The sequence below is a fragment of the Pseudomonas oryzicola genome (genome assembly GCF_014269185.2).
Taxonomy (GTDB): Bacteria; Pseudomonadota; Gammaproteobacteria; order Pseudomonadales; family Pseudomonadaceae; genus Aquipseudomonas; species Aquipseudomonas oryzicola.
Window position 1 is genome coordinate 2,894,263 of record NZ_JABWRZ020000001.1, and the last position, 20,548, is coordinate 2,914,810.

Genomic DNA, 20,548 nt, shown 5'->3' on the forward strand with positions numbered 1-20,548 from the left:
TGATTCGGTTACGGCTTGATTGGTACCGACGGCTCGACAAGGAATTCGTGGGCTGAATATGAACGACCTTTCTAACATGGCAGAGCCTCCTGACACGAGGAATGGTGACCTGGTCGATCTGACAGCCCACCAACGTAACTTGCTGCTCTTGCGCCCGATTTTGCGTCTTGATGTCAATAAGTCGATGCATCGCGGCGACGATGATTCCAAGGTGTTGGAGGGACTGGATACCAATTACCTCTGTCTTGCCTCGCTTTTCTACATGATGGAAGGCGCGGCAATCAATCAGGGGTACACCCTCACCGAAGTACGTGATCACTTGATGGTCACAGCCGGAAAGATGCGCGCCGAGCTCAGCGAACCCGCCAGAATGCGTGTTGCGGAGGTCGTGCTCGACACGTTGAGCAATGCCACTAACAGATACGCTGCGCACCGAGAATCGTATTTTCACGCGCCCTCCGGTGAGACCAAAGAGCTAACCTTTAAGCTGGTTCGCCTGGAGCAGGATCACGAAGGTACCGTCCGGTTCACCCCGACTGAGCAGGGCTACGTGGTGCTCATGGGGATGCTTGATCTTGAAATTGAGGATTATCAGGTTCTCATCGAAAAGATGCTGGTTCACCTCATCGAAAACGGACGCTTTGAGCAAGCACTGGAGCTCGCGAATCGAGCACGCTTGCTGTCTATTGAGCACCGGCAAATGATCCGGGAGATGATTCGGCAGGCCAATCGTTCACCGGGCACTGTAAATTGGCGCAAAGACATCAGCCCGCGGTTGAATGAAGCGCGCCATCACGTCTCAGAGCGCCAGTCGGTCGATCATCACATGATGGAGTCGCTTGCCACCAAAATTCGTGGCATGGACAACCCGAACGCCATCGCCCCACTGGTCAAGCTCAACCTTCAACTACAAAGCGCCAACCTGCAGCGTCTGAATTTGCTGAATGAAATTGGAGGGGCGGGTGATCGTTTTCTTCAGGGGCAGGCGTTGGGCTTTCGGGCACGGCGCCGCTCTGGCTTGCCCGACATCGACCTTCAGCTGCTGCCAGCGCTCATGGAAAAGCCTCTGAGTGCAATCGCAAGCGTCACAGAAGACCTTCTACTCAGCTTTTACCCTGCTGTCCCCCCCAGGATTTTTGATTTGTCGACCTTGCTGGATGCGCTTTTGGAGCGCCGGGACGCATACGTGTACGAGGGCGACGAAGAAGAAGTTGATGGGGAAATTGCGGAGTTTGTGCAGATCCCCAATCCCTTCTCGACCGAGGTTATTGCAACGGCTCTTGCTTGGCTCGACGTGAAGATGCATTCCGGACAGACCTGGCACCTTCGGCAACTGATCGAACTCGCTGAACGTGAAGGCCTGACGTTCGTCGAACGTAAAGCTGTTGCCTACGAGCTTTATCGCGCCTACGCCGACAGCGAGTCACGCTACCCCCATCTTCATGCCCAAGTGAGCGGTGAGTTCGAGACGTCCGTGGTATCAGGCGACGACCTGAAATATGTCATCAAGCAGGAGAGCAGTAATGAGCAGCAGTGATAGCCAGGATGCAGCTAGGCTGCTCTACAAGGCAATGGCGATATCGGCCAATCCTGCAAACGACCCAGACTACCGGCATTTGGTGGCAAGGTTTCGCGGTGAACGCATGTTCGCCGAAGTAGTCAACGGAGTCGCTGCCGGTATGGAGTTGGTCATTCTCGACGTGAGTGAGCGAGGGTTGGTGATTGCTCCTACGGGTAGGAACAGCCGCTTTTCACTCCGCCCGACTGACTTGAGGCGATCCATGTCAGAGCAGGACAAGGTGGCCATGGTACTGATCCATCTCGCGATTGCTGCAGTTTTCTATCCCACCACAGACCACATAGAAGACGAGGGGCGAGCCCCATTTCCGAGCACCTTGGCCGAGATAAGAGACAAGGTTCTCGCTATCGCGAACTCCCTGCGTTCATCCGCTGAAGGCGATAGTTACGCTGCGGAACAGCTTCGCCCGGGCTGGAGCTTCCTACTGGATCTTCCAGTGTTCATACCTGGTGCTGAGCGGGCGTCAATGAAGTCTGTGGAAGGTCTCGTGAGGGTTAGCCTGCGCCGGCTGCAGGACTATGGATTGGTCAGGAATGAGGGCGATGAGGAAATGCTCGATAAGACCGTCTTTACGCCCACACACCAGCTACGCGTGCAGTTGCGCGAGTTGACACTACCGAACCTCTTTAAAGCTGTCGCCGCAGCTGCCGCTCCCTCCAATCAAGGATGACCTATGCGCATTTCAAGGATCTACGTAGACCGGTTCGGATCTCCCACTAGCTGGTATGAGGAGATGACGTTCGACTTGTGCGACCCTGCCACAGGTGAGCCGATCGACAGCTGCATGAACCTTGAGAATGCTGGGGGCAAGACCTCGCTGCTCTCATACATTTTCAGCTGCTTTGAACCGAAGCAGGAACGCTGGTTGCAGCATCTGCAGTCCAAATCCCACAGTTTCAGGGATTACTTCTCCCGCGATGTCAGGCCGTCCTTTATCGCCATTGAATGGGTTATGCCTCCACGTAGCGCTAACGGGCAGTCTTACCGAGTGGTCATCGGTCAGGCCGTTCAGGTGAAGGAGGCCGCAGACCGGGCGTCAGAGGTTGATCGGCGTTTTTTTGCTTATGAATCCAGCTCTGGCCTGGCATGGGAAGACTTGCCGGTACCAGGCCTCTCCCTCGCGCCAGTTCAGTCGATGCAGGCCTTCCTGAATTGGGCACTTCAGAAAGCTCGGCTGGAAAGTCAGGGCGACTTCTACATCACCCACAACCAGGGAGAGTGGGTTTCGCACCTGGAACAGCGCCGACTGATCGACGTTGAGCTGCTGAGCATGCAGCTGTCGTTTAACAGCCGTGAAGGGGGGAGCGAAGAGGGCTTTCTGTCTTTCAGCTCCGAAAGCGACCTCGTTACGAAACTGCTGAATTTGTCGATGAATCAAGAGCACACCAGCGCGCTCAGAGACATGGTCGTCCAGACGATGGATAGACTTAAGGCAAAGCCAAAGTATGAAGCTCGATTGTACGAACTGCAGCGCCTTCAGCAGGCCATGACACCCTTCGGAGAGAGCGCAGCTGCCTTCCTTGGAGCCAAGGCCGCTCTGTTGGCCGTGGAGCAGGATGCGGCTGACATCGTATTCACGATGCGTGATCAGATAAGTGCCCTGGATGTTCGGTTGACGAAGGCGAACAATGCCGTCGACCAGCTTGAGCAACTCGCAAGCAAAGCAGATGACGACGCAGCTGTTGCCAAACGTAATCACTTCTCGCTGCAGAGGCTTAAGCTGTCTCGTGAAGATCAGGCTGCCAAGCAACGTACCGATGAATTGCAGCAGACATTCAAAGATGCACTGGTGCGGCTTGACTGCCTCAGCGGCGCGCTGGTCAAGAGAGACATCTTCAATGTGGAGAAGGTCATTGCCGAGCTGGAAAGTCAAACAACTGCGCTCAAGGAAGAATTGAGGCCTTTTGAGAATGAGGCCTCTCAGAATGGCGCCATGCTTCGCTTCCTGATTCAACAGCACATTGAAAGGCACCAGCAGACACGATCTTCATTGCTTACGCAGGAGACAGAGCTGAAAGCGGGCCTCTTGCGCATCGCTCAACAACGAAACCAGTGCAGTACCAGGGTGGCTGTGCTCAGTGGCACGAAGGGTAAGATTGAAGAGCGTATTCGGGCAGCGAGCCAGATACTGGACGGGTTGATCGAAAATGGCTGGCTGCTGCCAACCGATATCGACGTAAGCGCAGCGATTACGCGCCTGAGGACAGTGATCACCGAGCTTGAATCCACGCTCGATGAGTTGCGTGATCAGCGGCTGGTAAAAAAAGCATCCTTGGATGATGCGCAAGCGCAAAGCTCTTCGGCACAGCAAGACATCACTCATGCGCAACATGCATTGGCTACGTTGAAGCAGCGCCTGAACGACTATGATCGTAACGTTGAGAGCCTGCACAATGACCCTATTCTGACCTCGCTGGTCGAAGGTCAATGTGATCCCCACTCGTCCGCACTGGTCACTCATGTTCAGCAGTTTATCGAGTCGACCCGAAGCGAGATATCCAACTGCGCCATCCGCCTCAAACAGCTGCACGAACAGCAGGAGTCGATTGAACAGACTGGCTTGGCTGGGCGCAGTGATGACGTTAATAGGGTAGTGCGTGCGCTCAACTCGGCAGGCATACGCTCTGCCAGAGCAGCCAATACCTATGTCGCTGATCTGCGAATCGACGCTGAGGAGGCGAGAGCGCTCGTCTTGTCAGATCCGGCACGGTTTCTCGGCGTCAATGTCGCGAAGGAAGAGTGGAACAAAGCGATTCAAGTCGGACAGTCCCTGCAGCTGCCACTCTCCCTGCCTGTGACGCTGGCAGTGGCGAGTCTGGATGCTGAATCTGCTTCTGAAGATCGTTATGTTTTTGGGCCAGAAAAGGACTCGCTTTTCAATAAGGCCGCTGCCGCGCAGTTGTTGGTAGATTGCCAGGCCCTGATCGAGCAAATCCACGTCGAGCATGACGCTTTCTCTGCCCGGGAGAAGCAAGCTCAAGCGGCGCTTGCCGCCCTTCAACGCTTTCAGCGCGATTTCACGCACGAGGCTATTCAACAAATCGAATTGGAAGTTGAGCAACGCCAAGAAGAAATCGAGGCTGCGACGGCGAAGCGGGCTGCGCTGCTTGAGCTTACTGAACGCTTGACTCATGAGTTTGAAGCGCTGAGTGCGCGTATCGAAGTGCTCCCTGCTCAAATTCAGGCCCACGAGAACGGCCTTAAGCGTCTGTCTGATTACTTGGCGACCTGGGAGCCTCAGGTTGAATCGGGTCGTCGTGAGCTGTTGGAAATCAACCGAGAGATGCATCAAACCACCGCGCTGCTGGAGGCGCTTCGGGAGGATGAAGGCGTTCACTCACTGAGATTGGAGGAGGTTCGCCTGGATCTGGTTGACGTTGCCGCTACTGTCTCCGAGCTACAACGTGAGTTTGCGCAAGTTATGCGGTATGACGCCGATTTCGATGCAGAGGGCTGCCTACACGAAACGGGATATGACCTCAGCGTCATTCGAACATTGTATTCAAACGCCATGAGAATGCTGACCGCAGAGGAGAATCATAAGCTCGGTGTCGTCAGTTACCAACTGGTAGACCAGCGCGAACGATCTATTCAATTGGCAGCGCTGTTCCTCAAGGAGTATGGCCATCTTGACGATGTGTTCATCACGGAGCTCGCCCGGAGTGACATCGATATCGGAGCAGAAATCGACTCGCAGAAAAAGCTGAACACACGCCTTGATAGCCAGAAGGAGAGAGCGGTTCATGACGCAGCTGTAACGGGCTCAGTGTTGAACAGCTTCATCCGCGAGCACGCCCCTGAAGAGCCTTCAGAAGACATGCACAGACTCGGTGATGAGGAAGTCGCTAATGCCTTGGAGCGTGAGTTGGCTGCTGCGATCACGCGAGGCGCTGAGGCCGAAACTCTTCGCCGGCAAATCACTCAACAACGCATCGACAGCGCCGCTGATGAGAAGCGCAAGGATGGCCTGGTCGTCCAGGTCAATTTTGTAGCGTCGGCATTCCCCGCAACCACTGCCGAACCCAAACTCATTCCGCTGGACGGAGATATCCAACGGCGCGTAACCGCTTTGGTCGAAACGCGAACCGCGCGAGATGCAGCAGTGAAAAACTGCAGTTTGGAGACAAGCAGGGCGCATCGAGACTTGGTCAGGGTCGCCACGCACAGCGATTTCATCGCCGTAGAGCCTGAGGTCTCGATGCACATCAGTCAGGACGATTTTGACAAAGCATGTACCGACCATGATCGCTTGGCTGAAATGATCCATGACCGGATTGCTTCGGTCACGGATCAGCTGAACGAAATGATCCCCGACTTCGAGAGCTGCGTGAACGAGGTCTACAACCAGGCGACGTCGGCGAGCTCGTTGATCAAATATGCTTCAGGAATCACCATGCCCGCCGGAACGCCTTATGTGGGTGGCAAAGAAATCCTGAAGATGTCGGCCAACCTTTCTGCGAAGAGCTCGGAGCAGCGCAAGCTCGAAATTCGCCACTATCTGAACAGTCAGATCGAGGATGGCGTTGTTCCAAGCAGTGGGGCGGACATCATCACGCAGTGTCTGTTGCGCTTTACGAACGAGAAGTCGTTTGGGCTGCATATGCTGAAAATGGAGCAGAACATCGATTTTCAGTATCAGCCTGTGAATGCCATGAAGAAGTCAGGTGGCCAAGGGACTGTCATCGCGACATTCCTCTACATGCTGGTCAGTCATATGCGTGTGAGTACACAGACACAAGCGAAACGCGGCGGTGGCGGGCCCTTGCTTCTCGACAACCCCTTCGCAAACGTCCAGACCAGAGCCCTCATCGATGCGCAGAGAAAGCTGGCGACTAGCCTCGGTATCCAGCTGATCTGCTTTACCGCCAATGCGGATGCCAACATCCTCGAAGGGTTCAGGCGGATCATCCGGCTTCGTAAGGCGGGCGTTAATAGCAAGACAAAACGCACTCATATCGAGATGGCCAGGGCAACCTTTGCTGAGGCAGCGGTATAACGATGAGCGCTGCATTTCTGAAAACGCTTGAGCTGGAAGCAGGGAAGCGTGTGACGCTACCGACGCTCAGAACCCTCTGGCTTGCAGCTTATCCGGAGCAGGTCGAGACGCCGAACCGGGATGCTCAGCTGCTTGAAGCGTTGCGGCTAGGAGAGGCAGAGGGTTTGTTGAAACTACCCGGCGCGGGTGGCTTCGAAAAGCTTGGGCACCCTCCAATGCCCAAGGCCATTACCTTGGTGCGAGCAGAAAAGTCGAAGCCGACATTCGACTACAACAGCGTTTCGTGGCTGCCAGAGATTGGGTTCTGGCCGAGCCTGTCATTAAGCGAGCAAGCAACAGCTTTCATGATCAACGAGTGGCTGATCAAGCGTCGCGGTCGATTCCTGCAGGTGCCCTTGCGTGAGCGGTCGCTGGATATTTTCGGGGATGAGAAGTTTCTTGATGCCCGGGTGCGCAATGGAGCGCTCTTTGGTGGTCGCATGCCCTTAAGTGTCATCGGAGCAATGCGTGTTGAGCATCCGCTTGCTTACCGACCTTCAGACGCCGTAGGCGCACCTGTGCTCGTGGTCGAGAACCACCACACGTTCTGGAGCCTGGGAGAGTGGAATGAGCATGCCAAGCGCTACAGCGCCGTCGTTTATGGTGGAGGAAATACAATTTGCGCGTCTGGCCTGGCTCTGCTGGAGGTCATGAGAGAGCGAGATGCCCAAAGGGCAGAATACTTCGGTGACATCGACCCTGAAGGCGTTAACATTCCTCTGAAATTCAATCGCCTGCATGAACTTCAATTGACACCGAGCATTGGCTTTTACCGTCTTTTGCTAGAGGTAGGGCGGCGTCGGGATCCTGTTGCACTCCCCACTGACCACCGACATCTAGTGAAGGCATGGTTGCCGGATTTGTTTGAGCCGATCAGTGAGCTCTGGGAGGAGGGGAGCTGGTTGCCTCAAGAGGGTGTAGGACTAGAACAGCTGATGGCAACTGTCTCGGGCTCCAGCGTTGAGCAGCTGTCCAAACATGCCCTGATCTCGCCAGCTCAAAACCGTTGAACATTGTTAACCCAGGGCCGTCGCGTGAGTCACGCGCGCGCTGCGCAAACTCAGCCTGCAAGAGCGTTGGGGATGCGGGTAGATTGACTACCCGCAGTTGTGAACGAGTGATGGGAAGGCGGGCTAACGACGTTCTTCCTCCCATCGACAGCAGCAGGTCAGAATGGTGAAGGTTCGCCATCCAGGAGCAGAGGAAGATCTGCAATCCGGGTTCCCAATGCCTCTTTCAGCGAGGCTCTGAGCTTCTTGTCCACCTCTTTATGCAGCCGCACCTTCTCAATGGCTAAAGCGATGATGAACTCCAGAGCGGCTTCGCCCCGTTCAAATGAGTAGCCTTTAGCCCTTTAGCGACACGTAAAGCGTTTCTCATACTCTATTGGAGACAGCTGCATAGCACTACTGTGTCGACGTTTTGGGTTATAGAACATCTCGATGTAATCGAAAATATCACTTCGGGCTTCGTCACGCGTTGCGTAGATCTTTTGTCGGATTCGCTCCCGCTTCAAAAGCTGGAAAAAGCTCTCGGCTACGGCATTGTCGTGGCAGTTTCCCCGTCGGCTCATGCTACTGATCACATTGTTGGCCTTAAGGAAGCTTTGCCAATCTGAGCTACTGAACCGACTGCCTTGGTCTGAGTGGATCATCACTTGCTGCTGTGGCTTGCGTCGCCATACGGTCATCAACATCGCGTCGATCGCCAGGTCGCTGCACATCCTGGGCTTCATTGACCAGCCAATCACTTGGCGGGAAAACAGATCCAGCACTACCGCCAGGTACAGCCATCCTTCATAGGTGCGGATGTAAGTGATGTCTGTCACCCAGACCTTGTTCGGCTCACTGACCTTGAACTGCCGCGCAAGGTGATTCGGCGAGGCAGCGGTTGGCTTTCCGCCATAAAATCCTGGGCGCCGTCGATAACCCGTTTGTGAACGCAGCCCCTCTGCCTGCATCAAGCGTCCGACTCGATTTCGCCCACAGACCTCTCCCAGCTCTCGCAGGTCTTCGTGAATCTTGCGAAAGCCATACACACCTCCGCTTTCTAACCAGGCCTGCTTGATCAAGCCAAGCAGACGTTGATCTTCTTTTGCTCGGGCAGACTGAGGCTCGGCCAACCAAGCGTAGTAGCCGCTGGGGTGCACCTTGAGGGTTTGGCAAAGGCGACGCACTGGGTAATCCGTCGAGTGCTTCTTGATGAAGGCGTACTTCAGCCGCACTCCTTGGCAAAGTACGCGGCGGCCTTCTTTAAGATGTCTCGCTCTTCCGTCACCCGCTTGAGTTCAGCGCGCAGCTTGCGCAGTTCGGCCTGCTGATCATCGTCTTGCTGACGCTGCTCTTGGGGCTTGCTGTAGACCTTGATCCAGGCGTAAAGGCTGTGCACGGACATGCCCAGGCGCTGAGCGACATCGGCCACAGGTTTGCCTTTTTCGGTCACTTGCTTGACCGCTTCGATCTTGAATTCTTCGGGGTAACGCTGACGACTCATGGCACCTCCTATTTGGGCCTCATTATGAGGCTTGGAGGTGTCTACGAAACTAGGAGCGATTCAACTCGATGACCGCTCTCAGCCTTAAGCTGATGCCAAACAGGTCTGCCCTCATTGCCCCCGTGCGTCATTGCAGGGTCTCACCTCGACCGCTTATCGCCCGGCGCATGCAGTCGCTTGCGCACTGGAAAATCCATTAGGACTCAAGCCGCAGCCGTTTGATCTCCTCTGCTGCAACGCCTGCATCGCGAGATTCGCGATATCGGCGCAACGCATCAACCACCTGATGCGCCAAGGAATTCTCTCCCACCTAGGGGCGATGATTGTAGTCAATCAGGAAATTGTTACGGGTGACCTGGGGAACTGTCCAATATTGGAAGGAGGGGTAGGACTGACGCTAAGCAGAAGCCAATCTATACTCGATCATCATGGACAAAGACGTATACATTGATATTAATTTGCCCAATGGCTTTAGAAAGTAAAGAACCAAATACCTACCACACAGAGATTCAAAAATGAAAACAAAAAGCTGTGCCCTGAATGAAAGCCAAGATAATATCATCAGTCTTTTTGCAAATAAAACTAACAGTTGGAATGACGTAAAAAAACATATCAAGGAAGAGTTTGACAATCTAGGAGAAAATCAAATTTCATTCTGGCTATCCACATTTGACCGACCATTCGAAGAATTTGCAAATCAAGTAGTAGCAAAGGCGGCCTCTTCAATACTAACAGGGTTTCGCGAAAGCAATCTAAGACCACCATACGAACCCCACTTGTTTGAATCTCTTATAAAAAGTTGCGCTCCGTTGCTTGACAGATGCCTGGCAAGCAAAAGAGACATGGCGGAATTGGAAATAGCCGGAATAAAAGTGGCCTTGGACTATCTGAGCTATCGAAAACTTCGCCCAATCACGGATGAACTGGAAATGTGTGCCTTACAGGACAAGCGTGCTAATAATATGCATGATGCCATGGAGAAAGCTGCTCAGGCGTATACAGCAAAGCCTCCTGGTCTTGATACCCCTGTCGCTAATGGTTTACGTGAGCAAGCTCTAGGCTCTGCGGCTGATTACGAAGAGTTGAAGCTTATCGAAGAGCGCCGCAGAAACCTCATAAAAAACAAGGGCGCGATAACTGACGACATGCAGACCGCGATGTTCTCACGCTACACCACACCGGGTAACGCTCAAAATTTTGCTGAACGCTACACCAGAGCGAGAAGGTTATTTCAAGAGGACCTAAGCGAATCTTACAGGAAAATCTATTCTGCCTGCCTTGGAGCTAGACAGTGCTTTAGAATACATAAGTTTCCAAAAATTGATGTGCCGCTATTTGAAGATTACCCCAGCGTTGGTATCTGGTGCTCTCAATTTGCAAATTTTGGGGACTATTTTGCGTCGGATATATTAGATGCTCTTGTGCTTTGGACAAGAGATACAATGCGAGACCTTGAGAGAATTGCTCAATATGAGAGCGAAGATACAATTACACTTCCACTAAACCAATACTGGCTTTCTGATCTTTACCCGGATCCAAATCAACCTCTATCCAGCTCCCTTATAAAGCAATCTATGGACGCTGTTACTGGCAATGGCCAGGTTAGTTTTTACCTCATACCACAAATGCTTCCCTTCCATGAAAAATATGATGTAATACGCTTGATTGGAGTTGGCATTTCAGTATCCGGCTATGAACACCTGCTTACACCTTTCACCTACCATAAACAGCTATCTGGCTCTTGGCCAATTGAAATAAAAACTGAGAGGGACTTTAACTCCAGAAAAGCAGAAGTTGAGAAGGCTGCTAAATTTAGCGCAACAGAGATGAATAAAAAATTCAACGCTATTATTTCATTCCCAAACCTCATGGTGGGGGAAATATTCTCATACGAAAGACTACCTATGATTTATAACAATCTAGGGTATGAGCGAGGCGACAACTCAGTTGAAATTAAAATTGACCCTGCTTGCCGAAATGTAAAGCCCTTTGAGGGGCTGTGGAAAATTGAGATCGACAAGCGAGCACTAATTCACTTTGGCTGGGATTCAGGTGACCCTCAAGATCCAACACATAACCTATCGATGACACGAAACACTATAAATGGCTTATTTCTCCATTTGCGGTTAAGGCTGCTGCCCAAGGGTATATCTATATGAAACTCAAGCCTGCTAAGCCAGGCTACAAGGGGAACAAACTATCATCTCAAGAGGCAGCTCAGTGCGGAATAACTGCAACACTTAGCCCAATCTCTGCGCGAGCTTATTTTGAAAGCGGGGGGATGGCCCTTGCAGGATCATTTATTTCTTACGCAGCAACTGCATCTGCACTAGCAGCAGAAGCTACTGCAATAGGGGCGGCGAGTCTAGCAATTGGGGCTAGTGCTTTTATAATAGGTGGTGCTGCTGCCATATCATTGATCACATTGGGTGGCTACACGTTAATCTCTGGGAAAAGCCCATTAAATGCTGATCAAAAATCGGAGTTAGAAGCAATCACAAACCTCTATGGACAATTTGCATTCACTACATCTGTATTTTTTAGCTCAAAATACGAAAGCTCCATGTTCTTTGCAAAAACCGCTAAGGCCGCCTCAGACATTTTTAAGTTCTCAAATTCTGCGTATGACAGCATGACCACAAGCAGGGCCTTGAGCGCCGCAGACATGCTCTTTGGCTTAAAAGACGCTCAGGAAGCCATAGGGTATTTCGGCACGGACTTTAAAAAAGATTTTGAAAAGCTTTTGGCGGACTCAGAAGCTATGCTGTTATTTGATAGCCCCAACGACACTTCTACGAGCAGTGCTTTTCCTGATCGATCACACCTCGGAGATCGACCGCATGGAGAAGTTCAAGATGGAGAATCTGATGATGATGTCGTGAATGATGACAGTGATGAAGCAGATAGCAATTTTTTCTAAAAATCACAGGAGTACCTATTTTTAAAGATTATTTCTTCACTTTGAGAACAAGCACGTATCTCCAGGCCTCCCAGGCACCCTCAACACCATTTTGACGCAAACTGAATGCCGCCTGACTGCCTACAGATTTTGACGTGTTCGGATGCGCTGTTCGCTTGATGCAGCAACCAAAGAGTACAAGTGTACTCTTTGGTGTTATTGCGGAGTTTGAGGTGGTTAGATCGCTTGCGATGAAGGCCGTAAGAGGAGGACGGAGCCGCCTTCGTTGCTCGGTTTCACTTTAATTTCAGGTGCTTAACTGAGTGCGCCCGCTGTTCATCCAGCGAGTTATAATAGGTGTTCTGGGTGGTACTGAGGCTGTTGTGGCGCAGATCCGCCTGCAAATCCTTCATGTCACGAAACGGCGCATCGAAGGTCGCCGAGGTGTGCCGCAGCCAGTGCAGCGAAGCCGAGCGCAGGTTATCGATCTCGTCCTCGCTACGCCCCTCAACCATCATCTTCGTCAGCGCGCGGTCGAACACTTCTTGCAGCAACACGCGCACATGCCGGCTGGACAAGCCACCGCGCCCATCGAGCTTCGACAGCAGCGGATACGGATCATGGGGCGAGGGCAGGGGAGTCAAGCCCAGGTGTACCCGGTAACGGCTTAGGTAGGAATGCACATAGTCGTCCCGCACACTGACTTTCGCTGACTTGTTGCCTTTACCCACCACATGGAACCACCAGTTGCCCAGGGTATCGCGACGAAAATCGCCCATGGTCGGTTCCCAGTTATCCCGGCCCACCAGGTCAGAAATGCGCAGGTACATGGCAAACAAGGTGGTGAGCACAAACAGCGTGCGCTCATGCACCGGGTCCTGGTTGGCCATGTCTTCAGCGGTCTCGATCACATAGTCCCATTGCAGGTGGGTCAGTGCGCGACCATTGGCGTCCTGGGTGTGTCGCTGCTTGTACACCGACTTCTGCTTCACAGCGCGGAACGGGTTCACCTCAGTCAGGCCTTCGTCGATGGCATATTGATAGAAACTGCCACACACGGCGAACACCTGAGCCACGGACCCTTGCGCCATCTTGTAGCGGTTCGGCATAGCAGTCGATGACGGCAGGTGCTTCTCGCGTTTGGGCCGCGTCTGGCTGAAGGGACGCCAGTCCGGGTTGGGCAAGCATGCCGTTTTGTTGCCAGCGGGCTGCTGGTGGGTTCGCACGAAACGGGATTTGACCATGGGGCCAATCCAGGCCTTGGGTGGCCGCAGGCAAAACTCCATGAAGGCTTCGGCGTCACTGCGACGGAGTTGCAGCAACGGTTTCTCCCTGACCAGCAGAGACCAGAGCAACAGGCGCTCGATATTGGTACGATAGGAATTGAAGGTGGATTCGTTGCCGGCGTACGAGCGCAGGAAGGCGCGAGCGGCCAGGTAACCCTGGCGGGCGTCCAGTTCGTCGGCAAAAACTGTCAGGTAATCGCAGACCGCAGGGAGTTCATCGCTCAGCTGGTGGAAGTTCAGTTCCAGGAAGCGTCGGTAGGTGTCAAAGAGCGGCTGGGGATTGGAAGACATGGTGCAAGCCTATTAATAAGACGAAAACTATCAAGTTGCGCGACATCCGAGCCTGGCAATTATCGGATATGTAGAAGGGCATAATCTCGCGTTTCGAAGTGATATTCGCGAGTTGCGTAGTGATAACTACACTAAATATTCATTTAGTGTAGTTATTGTCAAGGCGCCCACAAAATGACTAGACCAATGGTATCGGGGAGGCGTAAAAGGTGAGGTGCGGCATAATTCGCATCTAAAGTAAGATAGACGGTCAACTCGTCCAATATTTAATTGAGCTTTTAGTTTTTTCTGAATCTCAACTGAACTTATGAAACCCCTTGAACACAGCATATCCAGCACCTTTTGCTAGGCCGAAAGACGGACTAATTCCGGTAATTTGCAAACCCTATGCGTTTTCTCCCTGATTTAACTGACCAGAATCTGTTCATGAAATCCAGTTTTCGGTGGGCTAAACGATTCGAATGCTCCCTGGTTTCGCCAGCCCCGGAGCCTTTGATACACCGTTGGTCATGGGCCGAACCGTTCCGGCATATCTCGCCACGCAGCGCCCAAATAGAGTACCCAGAGCACACCTTCGAGCATCTTCCGAGGGGCGCCGATTGGGTTTCTCGTAATTTCGTACAGAGCCCAGGTTTTTGCCTCGGGCGTGTCTCGGATCATCTGCGTCCCATCTTTAGTTGAACTGGCCTGATCTGTAGTTTTTTCCACGATTCAATTGAACCTGGCTGTTGCTGAATCGCGCAGGCCGCTCTAGATCAAAGGCTTGACGCCTCAGCGGGACCAAGCGCTGGCCATGTTTCAGAGTGAGGGCGCCATTTGCAAAAGCTCCATACGCCATGAGCTTTTCGACCTAAGCGGCTGAGAATCCTAGCGGTCCCAGTTTTACCTGAATATCGTCCCAGTTTTAGCTGAACGCCACAGACGTGAAGCTGTGTTGAAATCTGCCCACCCACGGCCCCGGTAACTCCATACAAAGATTCGCATAATGGACAGACCTTATGTTGAGCGGTGCCCGGACACTGCCAACGGCTCCGGGCGTCGCGTAACATAGGGTCGATTATGCGAATCCCCATCACGCTCTCAGAACGCGCCGTGCGCGATGCCAAGGCCTACATGGCCAACCCTGACCCGGAACACGCGGTTGAATCCCTCATTGACTCCTACGGCAACCTTGTCAGCGACCTGCGTAAGCTACGCGCCAGGGTTCGCCAGTTGGACGATGAGTCCGCCGAGAGAGGTCGCCCGACTAATCGACGATCTATGAAAGGTACCAATCTACTCGACCTGGTTCGCTGGAGCTGGACTAATCTGGTACCAAAAGGTGGTTTCTATCGATATGAAATGGTACCATTGTGACAACCCAGGATGATCCTGGATCACAAGGAAAGGTACCAAAAATGCTCGTGAAGATTCAGGATATGGACGAATCCACCGTTGAGATGCTCAAGGCTATTACCGGCAAGCGGACTGGATCAGGCGCCGTAGAGGCGGCAGCAATCGATTACATAGCCCAGTGCGATACGATCAAACGCCTTCGCGAACAGGAAGCCAGTTTGACGGCTAGACTCGAGGCCGCTGAAAGGACCATCCAGCGCGCCCGTGCCGCAGCGTCAGAACTGCTTGAGCGCACTGGTCAACTTATCTGATTGGTACCAACTCTTCCGCCGGCGCCGTCGCCCTGGGCGACATTTCGGTACCGGTCGGGAGGCGTCATTGGTGGCGGGGTTAAGCGTAGCGCGGACCCCGACGGCAAAGACGCCAATAGCCCGCTTCTGCTCTTCGCCAAACCGCCCCGGCGCCGCCCTCGAATGGTCAAGGGCCGCGACCCCGGCTTGTCGCGACAGCGCTTCATCGTCGCGATAAACGGAGTCCCGGAGCGCAGCGCCCCTTTACCACACCTCGCCCCTTTATCCTCTGAGGTGGGTGGCTGGGAGGCGCTTTTCCTCCCGGCCTCCCGCCGATGCATCAAAGGGATGCCCGCCGGAGGCGCTTTTGATCTTCTGCGTCAGTGAAGCCGCAGCCCGCTGATGCCCTTGATCACTGCTGTTGCAGCCAGGACTTTGATGACCAGATCGAGCACCCATAGAGTGCAGCCGCCCATGATGATTCCCAGCGCGATCTGCTTGGCCAGCCAGTTGCCGCTGCGCTGATGCGAGGCATAGCGCCGTCCAGGCGCGTCGTCGTCCATTACGGCCCGCAGGTCGTCTTCCATGATGGTTCCTTGATGGGATTGGATGGAGCCGCCGAAGGCGGCGAGGGGGTGGGGGTGCTGTTACACCCCCACTTTACCGAAGAATTCTTCGGATTGCCTTCCCTCGCCGTAGACTTCTGCGGTCTTTTCTTGCTATCGCTTTTCCTTTGCGCTACCGTAGATATCTTCGGTATTGAGGTGTTCTATTTGAACTGTAGAGAGCTTGTTGAGCGTTTGCTTTCTGATGGCATCGTGACTGATCAGCGTTCCGCTTACGTCTCGGCCATTTATTATCAACTTTGGCGAGAGGGTCAGTCATTTGATGTTTCTGACCGAAGTGTTCAAACGCATCGTGCGCGCTTGAGAAAGCTTGGTTTTGATATTGCCAAGCCCTTTGTCTGAGAGATTATCTTTCCTGTTTCAATCTGAATATTGAATTTCTTGGCATGTTGCCGCGTGCCTTGAATTCGAATAATCCAGCCCATTAAGGGCTAGATGCTGCGCCGGAGAGTTGCCGCTCTCCAGCGCAGCTACCAAAAACGATCTATGGAGGATCGCAAATGGCTATGCTCAATTTTACTGCAAACGATGCTATATCGGGCTCTGCTGCTTTCCCTTCGGGCTTTCTCGCGGCGCCTGAACTTGAAAAAATATCATGTTCAACTCGTCAAAAAATTCACATTCATCCGCTTGAGCTTATCGGCAAAACCATCAAGGTTGCCGAACTCGTCGAATGTGAGGTTGGTTTATTTGAAGGTGATGCTTATCAATCATTTATAACTACCTCTACAGTTGTTGCTGTGACCCTTGCCAGCTCTGAGCATGGGTTTGATCACAGCTTGATCCTGATTGACGTTGATCGTCCTGAGTGCGGCAGTTATCAGTCTGACCTAGCCAGTCTGACGATTCTCGAGGTTCTTTCATGAGTAGCGTGTCCAACCTCATTGAGTTCGATCTGCCGAGCAAGCTCCGGAGCTGGCCGAGCCGACGGAGGTACGAGGCGGTACGGTCAGTGCTGGTGCGCGCAGTGGCTTAGTTCATTCGGCGACTGAGCCGGTGATTGTTTCTGACTCTGAGTTTGGCCGTAGGCCGTGGCGTAAGAACTGATCAGTGGATTCGCATAATGAGTATTATGTTAAATAACGTGCCATGTCAGAAATGTTCATGATGTCACCAGCCTGTTGTAAGCGTTGAAAATTAATCGGCCCATCCCCCAGACCCAGCCACCCCCGATTTTCGTAGCCTACAGTGCACCTCCGATCCCAAGCGCTAGATCTCTGCGAAATTTAACCGGCCCTTTTTGAGCCTTTTTCTTTCATTAATTGATTGATAAAGAAAACGCTTCTTTCTACCAAAATTGACAACACGCTCTCGTGGATTAACCTTGTCTCCACTCGTGGTGACCTCTCTCGAAAGGCTATGAATTTGATTCCGCTGTTTGGTGACTCTTGGGATCCCGGATCAGATGCACCATCATCGAGTGCTGACGAAAGCGCATTGATTCGTCACGCTCTGGCAACCCTGGATAGCTCCATACAGGCGCCTGAGGCTTATGCCAGCGTTCGCGCCCTGATCGCGCTTAAGCGCTATACCTACGCAAATCAGCGCATAAAAAAATTCGCGTCGATATTGGAAAAATTGCTGATCTGGTGCTTTTTCATACGCCAAGTTTCACCTGAATCGCCCCTGGTTTCCTAGACACTTTCCAAGCTCAGGAAATAGCGTTTCTCATACTCTACTGGAGACAGCTGCATGGCACTGCTGTGTCGACGTTTTGGGTTATAGAACATCTCAATGTAATCGAAAATATCACTTCTAGCTTCGTCACGCGTTGCGTAGATCCTTCGTCGGATTCGCTCTCGCTTCAAAAGCTGGAAAAAGCTCTCGGCTACTGCATTGTCGTGGCAGTTTCCCCGTCGGCTCATGCTGCTGACCACATTGTTGGCCTTAAGGAAGCTTTGCCAATCTGAGCTACTGAACTAACTGCCTTGGTCTGAGTGAATCATCACTTGCTGCTGTGGCTTGCGTCGCCAAACGGCCATCACCGTACCGACCTTGATAAGAGCACCTGGACTTGTCGCACCTGTCGGCAATCGGTGTTCATCGAAGTCGACGACCGCGCTGGCCAGCAGTTCACCGTCCAACGCGTGCCAGCTCGGGAAATCACCAATGACGACACCGTGGTCTACTGGAACGGCACCCGCCTAGTAAGCCGCTCGGTCACTGCCTCGAACCGGCATCCAAGCGGTCGCTGGTACCTTGCCCTCGAACAATACGGCCATGAGCTCCTACCATCAGGGCAGTACATCGGTCGCCTAGTCGAATGACCCTCCCCTTCCTTCAAGGGGAGCAAATCTCGGCTTTGCGGTTTACAACAGTTTCGCGACGGATCTCTCCCGCCCCCTCATCCTTGACGATCTTTGCGATTTTGATGTAACACAAACCAGTAATTGCCTCATAATCAGCTCCGGCCTCTGGAATAAAGTACAGGCTGGTAAAGCACTGATACCTTCGGCTTGATGGTTCCCCTGCATAAACCAGAACAATCGGACTGCCCGGCTGAATATAAACTTCGGAGCTATTTTCTACTTGATCACCATCCGGCACTCCCAGTATGCGATCATTGAACTTACGACTATTTGCAACAGCCAACGACCTTGAATTAACTATTCCAGCACCAGGCAAGGACCAATCGACACAGGTACTATTTGGTACCAAGCGAACCGTTTGATCAGTTATAACTCTTAGCCTACTTGAGGTCGTAGCCGACGGCTCATGGTATGCCGTGGTAAAAGATTTTAGATTTGCCATCGTGGAACAGCCGGACAGCATCAATATCGAAATAAAAATCGAACCACATTTCCAAATGCATTTCTTGTATCGCATGACTTATATCCTATAAACTGTCTGCAGACGGGAATACACCACCTCTCGCCACTAACGAAACCCGCACTGAACGGACTTTGATTTAGTTCAAGGCGGCTTGCACTAACCAGGAAAATGCCTCATGCATATTTCATATGAGGTGGTGTCTATTTCCCGAAGGACACTGCTCGGACCGGTAACGCTTCGATGAATGGCCGAACCTCCCTCTTCACCATCGCAACTGTTTCTCCTCGAGGGCAGGATTGTGATCCTAGTGAAGATTCTCTTCAAGAAGAGATTCCTCTAGTCCTATCAAAAAATCCGAGCATCCTCTGTTTCCTATTTCCTGCTGCGCGTGAAGGGCTGATCCGTTTTTCTATATCGGTCCCCACTCAAGGTGCAGCTCCATGACTCACACCCCTCCGCCTTCTTTGCGAGCGGTCCAATGGCTGATCTTCGTAATGGCCTGCGACCAGGGTGTTCTGCTCAGCAACGCGGCAGATATCGAAGTTCTGGCCCCCGCCGGGAGTATGTGTGCGAGAAGCTGCACGAGGCACTCGAACGCTACATACGCCCGGCAGACTGATCAGTCGTCCCCGCCGATCTCCCCTTCCCGCCCCATCAGTACGTGCTCCAGCCGGTCTGCTTGGGACGCGACTTGATGGGCGATGTACATCAGTTCTTCCTCATTGAGGTGCTGCACCGGGTGGCAGGCTCGCACGCTCAGTGCCTCATCCTGATCGACATGGAAGTCCACCAATTGGTTCGAGCAGTTTTCCTGCAAATGCTCGCTGACCTTCTTTTGCAGCAGTGCGGCGAACAGTTGTTGCGGGTGTGCGCTACCTCGCCAAGGGTGAGCGTGTTCAAGCGACGAACCAGCAAGCGAGCGAGCGCTGCGTGCATGTCGGGCGCGGCCGGATCATTGCCCGATGGCAAGTCGGCCTGCGCCTTGAAGCCAAACAGGGCAAGCTGGTTGCGCAACTGGCCCAGGTCGCGGTCGAAGGGCGTCGCCGACAACAGCAACAGGCGCTTGATGCGTTGGTTGTCGCCCAGCAAGGTCGCCAGCAAACGGTTACGGTCGCTGCTTTCACGGCCGGCCCGCAAGTTGTGCGCTTCGTCCACAATCACCAGGTCGAAACGCGGCAACATCTTGCCCAGGGCCTGCATCCACACGTCCTTGACCTTGCGTTTGAGGTCTGCCGGTTTGCAGTTGCTATTCATGGCCCTGAGTTGCCGGGCCAATGGCGCCATCAAGTGCCGATACTGGGGCATCGACTCTTCGAACTGCCGGGTACTGTCCAGCAGCTGAGCCGCTGTATTGCCCAGCGCGTAGCTGAAGATCGACGTGCACAGGAACAGGTCCCGCTCATTGCCACTGGCGACGGTCTGAACCAGCTCGGCCAGTTTTCGACATTCGGCGTAGGGCGTGACCGGGCCGCTGCCCAGGCCTTTGACCGCCATGTCCTGGAGTCGGTAGCCGTCGTACGGCAGGGAATCTCAGAGCTAGTGACTTCCACCGAATGCATAGGGATAGGAAAAAAATACCTAACACAAAAAATCTTTGGGCATGATTTTTTCCTGAAAATAGCCGCACTCGGACAATTCCCCATCGTAGAAATAACCGAAGGTGAATACGAAAAAAATTGCAAATGCCCGCCAAACCTTGTGAGCTGCCTTAAACATGGAAGAGAGTTACCACCTTGTCATCGGAAACTTCCTTGACCTTGAAAAAGAGCTTCTCCTGTTGACTGCCGAAAAAGTGGTCGACCACAGATTCGATTACCAGCGAGCTTATGAACTGACATCAACACTCAACAGGTGAATCGCCCTTGGGATCGATGCGGCTTAGGCTCAGGCCTGGCCCCTTATGCGTTGCGGTTCTGCCCGTGCGAGCTGAGCCTGCACGGTT

General features: G+C 53.0%; 16 protein-coding genes and 1 pseudogene. 11 read left to right on the forward strand and 6 right to left on the reverse strand.

Annotation, left to right across the window (positions count from 1 at the left end; all coding sequences use genetic code 11):
* Positions 1–58: 58 nt before the first annotated feature.
* The 4 genes from HU760_RS13410 to HU760_RS13425 all read left to right on the forward strand — a co-directional run bounded on the left by HU760_RS13410 (position 59) and on the right by HU760_RS13425 (position 7,624).
* Positions 59–1,537: a hypothetical protein gene (locus HU760_RS13410; protein ID WP_186674095.1), complete on the forward strand. Its 1,479-nt coding sequence runs from the start codon at positions 59–61 to the stop codon at positions 1,535–1,537.
* Entirely contained in the window at positions 1,524–2,249 is a 726-nt protein-coding gene (locus HU760_RS13415; RefSeq protein ID WP_186674094.1) for a hypothetical protein, read from the forward strand. Before HU760_RS13410 ends, HU760_RS13415 begins: the two co-directional genes overlap by 14 nt.
* 63 nt (positions 2,250–2,312) lie before the next feature.
* A complete protein-coding gene (locus HU760_RS13420) occupies positions 2,313–6,575 on the forward strand; it encodes a coiled-coil domain-containing protein (RefSeq protein WP_186674093.1) in 4,263 nt (1,420 codons plus the stop codon).
* Positions 6,576–6,577: 2 nt separating this feature from the next.
* A complete protein-coding gene (locus tag HU760_RS13425; RefSeq protein WP_225932814.1) occupies positions 6,578–7,624 on the forward strand; it encodes a Wadjet anti-phage system protein JetD domain-containing protein in 1,047 nt (348 codons plus the stop codon).
* Between the two features lie 344 nt (positions 7,625–7,968).
* On the opposite strand, the gene HU760_RS13430 is transcribed toward HU760_RS13425, so the two are convergent.
* Positions 7,969–9,107, reverse strand: a protein-coding gene (locus HU760_RS13430) for an IS3 family transposase (protein WP_186674092.1) whose coding sequence is annotated in 2 segments (ribosomal slippage) — positions 7,969–8,864 and positions 8,864–9,107 — 1,140 coding nt in all. Because the reading frame shifts where the segments join, the coding sequence is not laid out codon by codon here.
* A gap of 515 nt (positions 9,108–9,622) precedes the next feature.
* Here HU760_RS13430 and HU760_RS13435 point away from each other — a divergent pair.
* Both HU760_RS13435 and HU760_RS13440 read left to right on the forward strand, forming a co-directional pair.
* Positions 9,623–11,266, forward strand: coding sequence for a hypothetical protein (locus HU760_RS13435; RefSeq protein WP_186674091.1), 1,644 nt, complete (start codon positions 9,623–9,625; stop codon positions 11,264–11,266).
* Positions 11,263–12,027 carry a hypothetical protein gene (locus HU760_RS13440; protein ID WP_186674090.1) on the forward strand — a complete coding sequence of 255 codons (765 nt, stop codon included), beginning with the start codon at positions 11,263–11,265 and terminating at the stop codon, positions 12,025–12,027. The genes HU760_RS13435 and HU760_RS13440 overlap by 4 nt, the downstream gene beginning before the upstream one ends.
* Before the next feature lie 275 nt (positions 12,028–12,302).
* Here the strand turns inward: HU760_RS13440 and HU760_RS13445 are convergent, their stop codons facing one another.
* Entirely contained in the window at positions 12,303–13,583 is a 1,281-nt protein-coding gene (locus tag HU760_RS13445) for a tyrosine-type recombinase/integrase (protein ID WP_186674089.1), read from the reverse strand.
* Positions 13,584–14,980: 1,397 nt separating this feature from the next.
* Here HU760_RS13445 and HU760_RS13455 point away from each other — a divergent pair.
* The gene (locus HU760_RS13455) at positions 14,981–15,229 is read left to right on the forward strand and encodes a hypothetical protein (RefSeq protein ID WP_186674088.1); all 249 of its coding nucleotides are present in this window, start codon (positions 14,981–14,983) and stop codon (positions 15,227–15,229) included.
* Between the two features lie 359 nt (positions 15,230–15,588).
* On the opposite strand, the gene HU760_RS13460 is transcribed toward HU760_RS13455, so the two are convergent.
* Positions 15,589–15,795, reverse strand: a complete 207-nt coding sequence (locus HU760_RS13460) for a hypothetical protein (RefSeq protein ID WP_186674087.1) — start codon at positions 15,793–15,795, stop codon at positions 15,589–15,591.
* Between the two features lie 12 nt (positions 15,796–15,807).
* Here HU760_RS13460 and HU760_RS13465 point away from each other — a divergent pair, with 12 nt between their 5' ends.
* The 3 genes from HU760_RS13465 to HU760_RS13475 all read left to right on the forward strand — a co-directional run bounded on the left by HU760_RS13465 (position 15,808) and on the right by HU760_RS13475 (position 17,472).
* Positions 15,808–16,176, forward strand: coding sequence for a phage/plasmid replication domain-containing protein (locus HU760_RS13465; protein WP_225932861.1), 369 nt, complete (start codon positions 15,808–15,810; stop codon positions 16,174–16,176).
* 158 nt (positions 16,177–16,334) lie between these two features.
* Entirely contained in the window at positions 16,335–16,700 is a 366-nt protein-coding gene (locus tag HU760_RS13470; RefSeq protein ID WP_186674085.1) for a hypothetical protein, read from the forward strand.
* A gap of 493 nt (positions 16,701–17,193) precedes the next feature.
* On the forward strand, positions 17,194–17,472 hold the full coding sequence (locus HU760_RS13475; protein ID WP_186674084.1) for a hypothetical protein: 279 nt from the start codon (positions 17,194–17,196) through the stop codon (positions 17,470–17,472).
* Here the strand turns inward: HU760_RS13475 and HU760_RS13480 are convergent.
* Positions 17,469–17,819 (reverse strand): annotated as a pseudogene (locus tag HU760_RS13480) (IS3 family transposase); the annotation flags it as partial. The gene HU760_RS13475 and the pseudogene HU760_RS13480 sit on opposite strands and share 4 nt — an antisense overlap.
* A gap of 51 nt (positions 17,820–17,870) precedes the next feature.
* Between HU760_RS13480 and HU760_RS13485 the strand changes: the two are divergent.
* On the forward strand, positions 17,871–18,101 hold the full coding sequence (locus HU760_RS13485) for a hypothetical protein (protein WP_186674498.1): 231 nt from the start codon (positions 17,871–17,873) through the stop codon (positions 18,099–18,101).
* Between the two features lie 13 nt (positions 18,102–18,114).
* Here the strand turns inward: HU760_RS13485 and HU760_RS13490 are convergent, their stop codons facing one another.
* Together HU760_RS13490 and HU760_RS13495 are read right to left on the reverse strand one after the other, a co-directional pair.
* Positions 18,115–18,660, reverse strand: coding sequence for a hypothetical protein (locus HU760_RS13490; RefSeq protein ID WP_186674083.1), 546 nt, complete (start codon positions 18,658–18,660; stop codon positions 18,115–18,117).
* Positions 18,661–19,362: 702 nt separating this feature from the next.
* Positions 19,363–20,100, reverse strand: a complete 738-nt coding sequence (locus HU760_RS13495) for a DEAD/DEAH box helicase family protein (protein ID WP_225932815.1) — start codon at positions 20,098–20,100, stop codon at positions 19,363–19,365.
* Between the last annotated feature and the right edge of the window lie 448 nt (positions 20,101–20,548).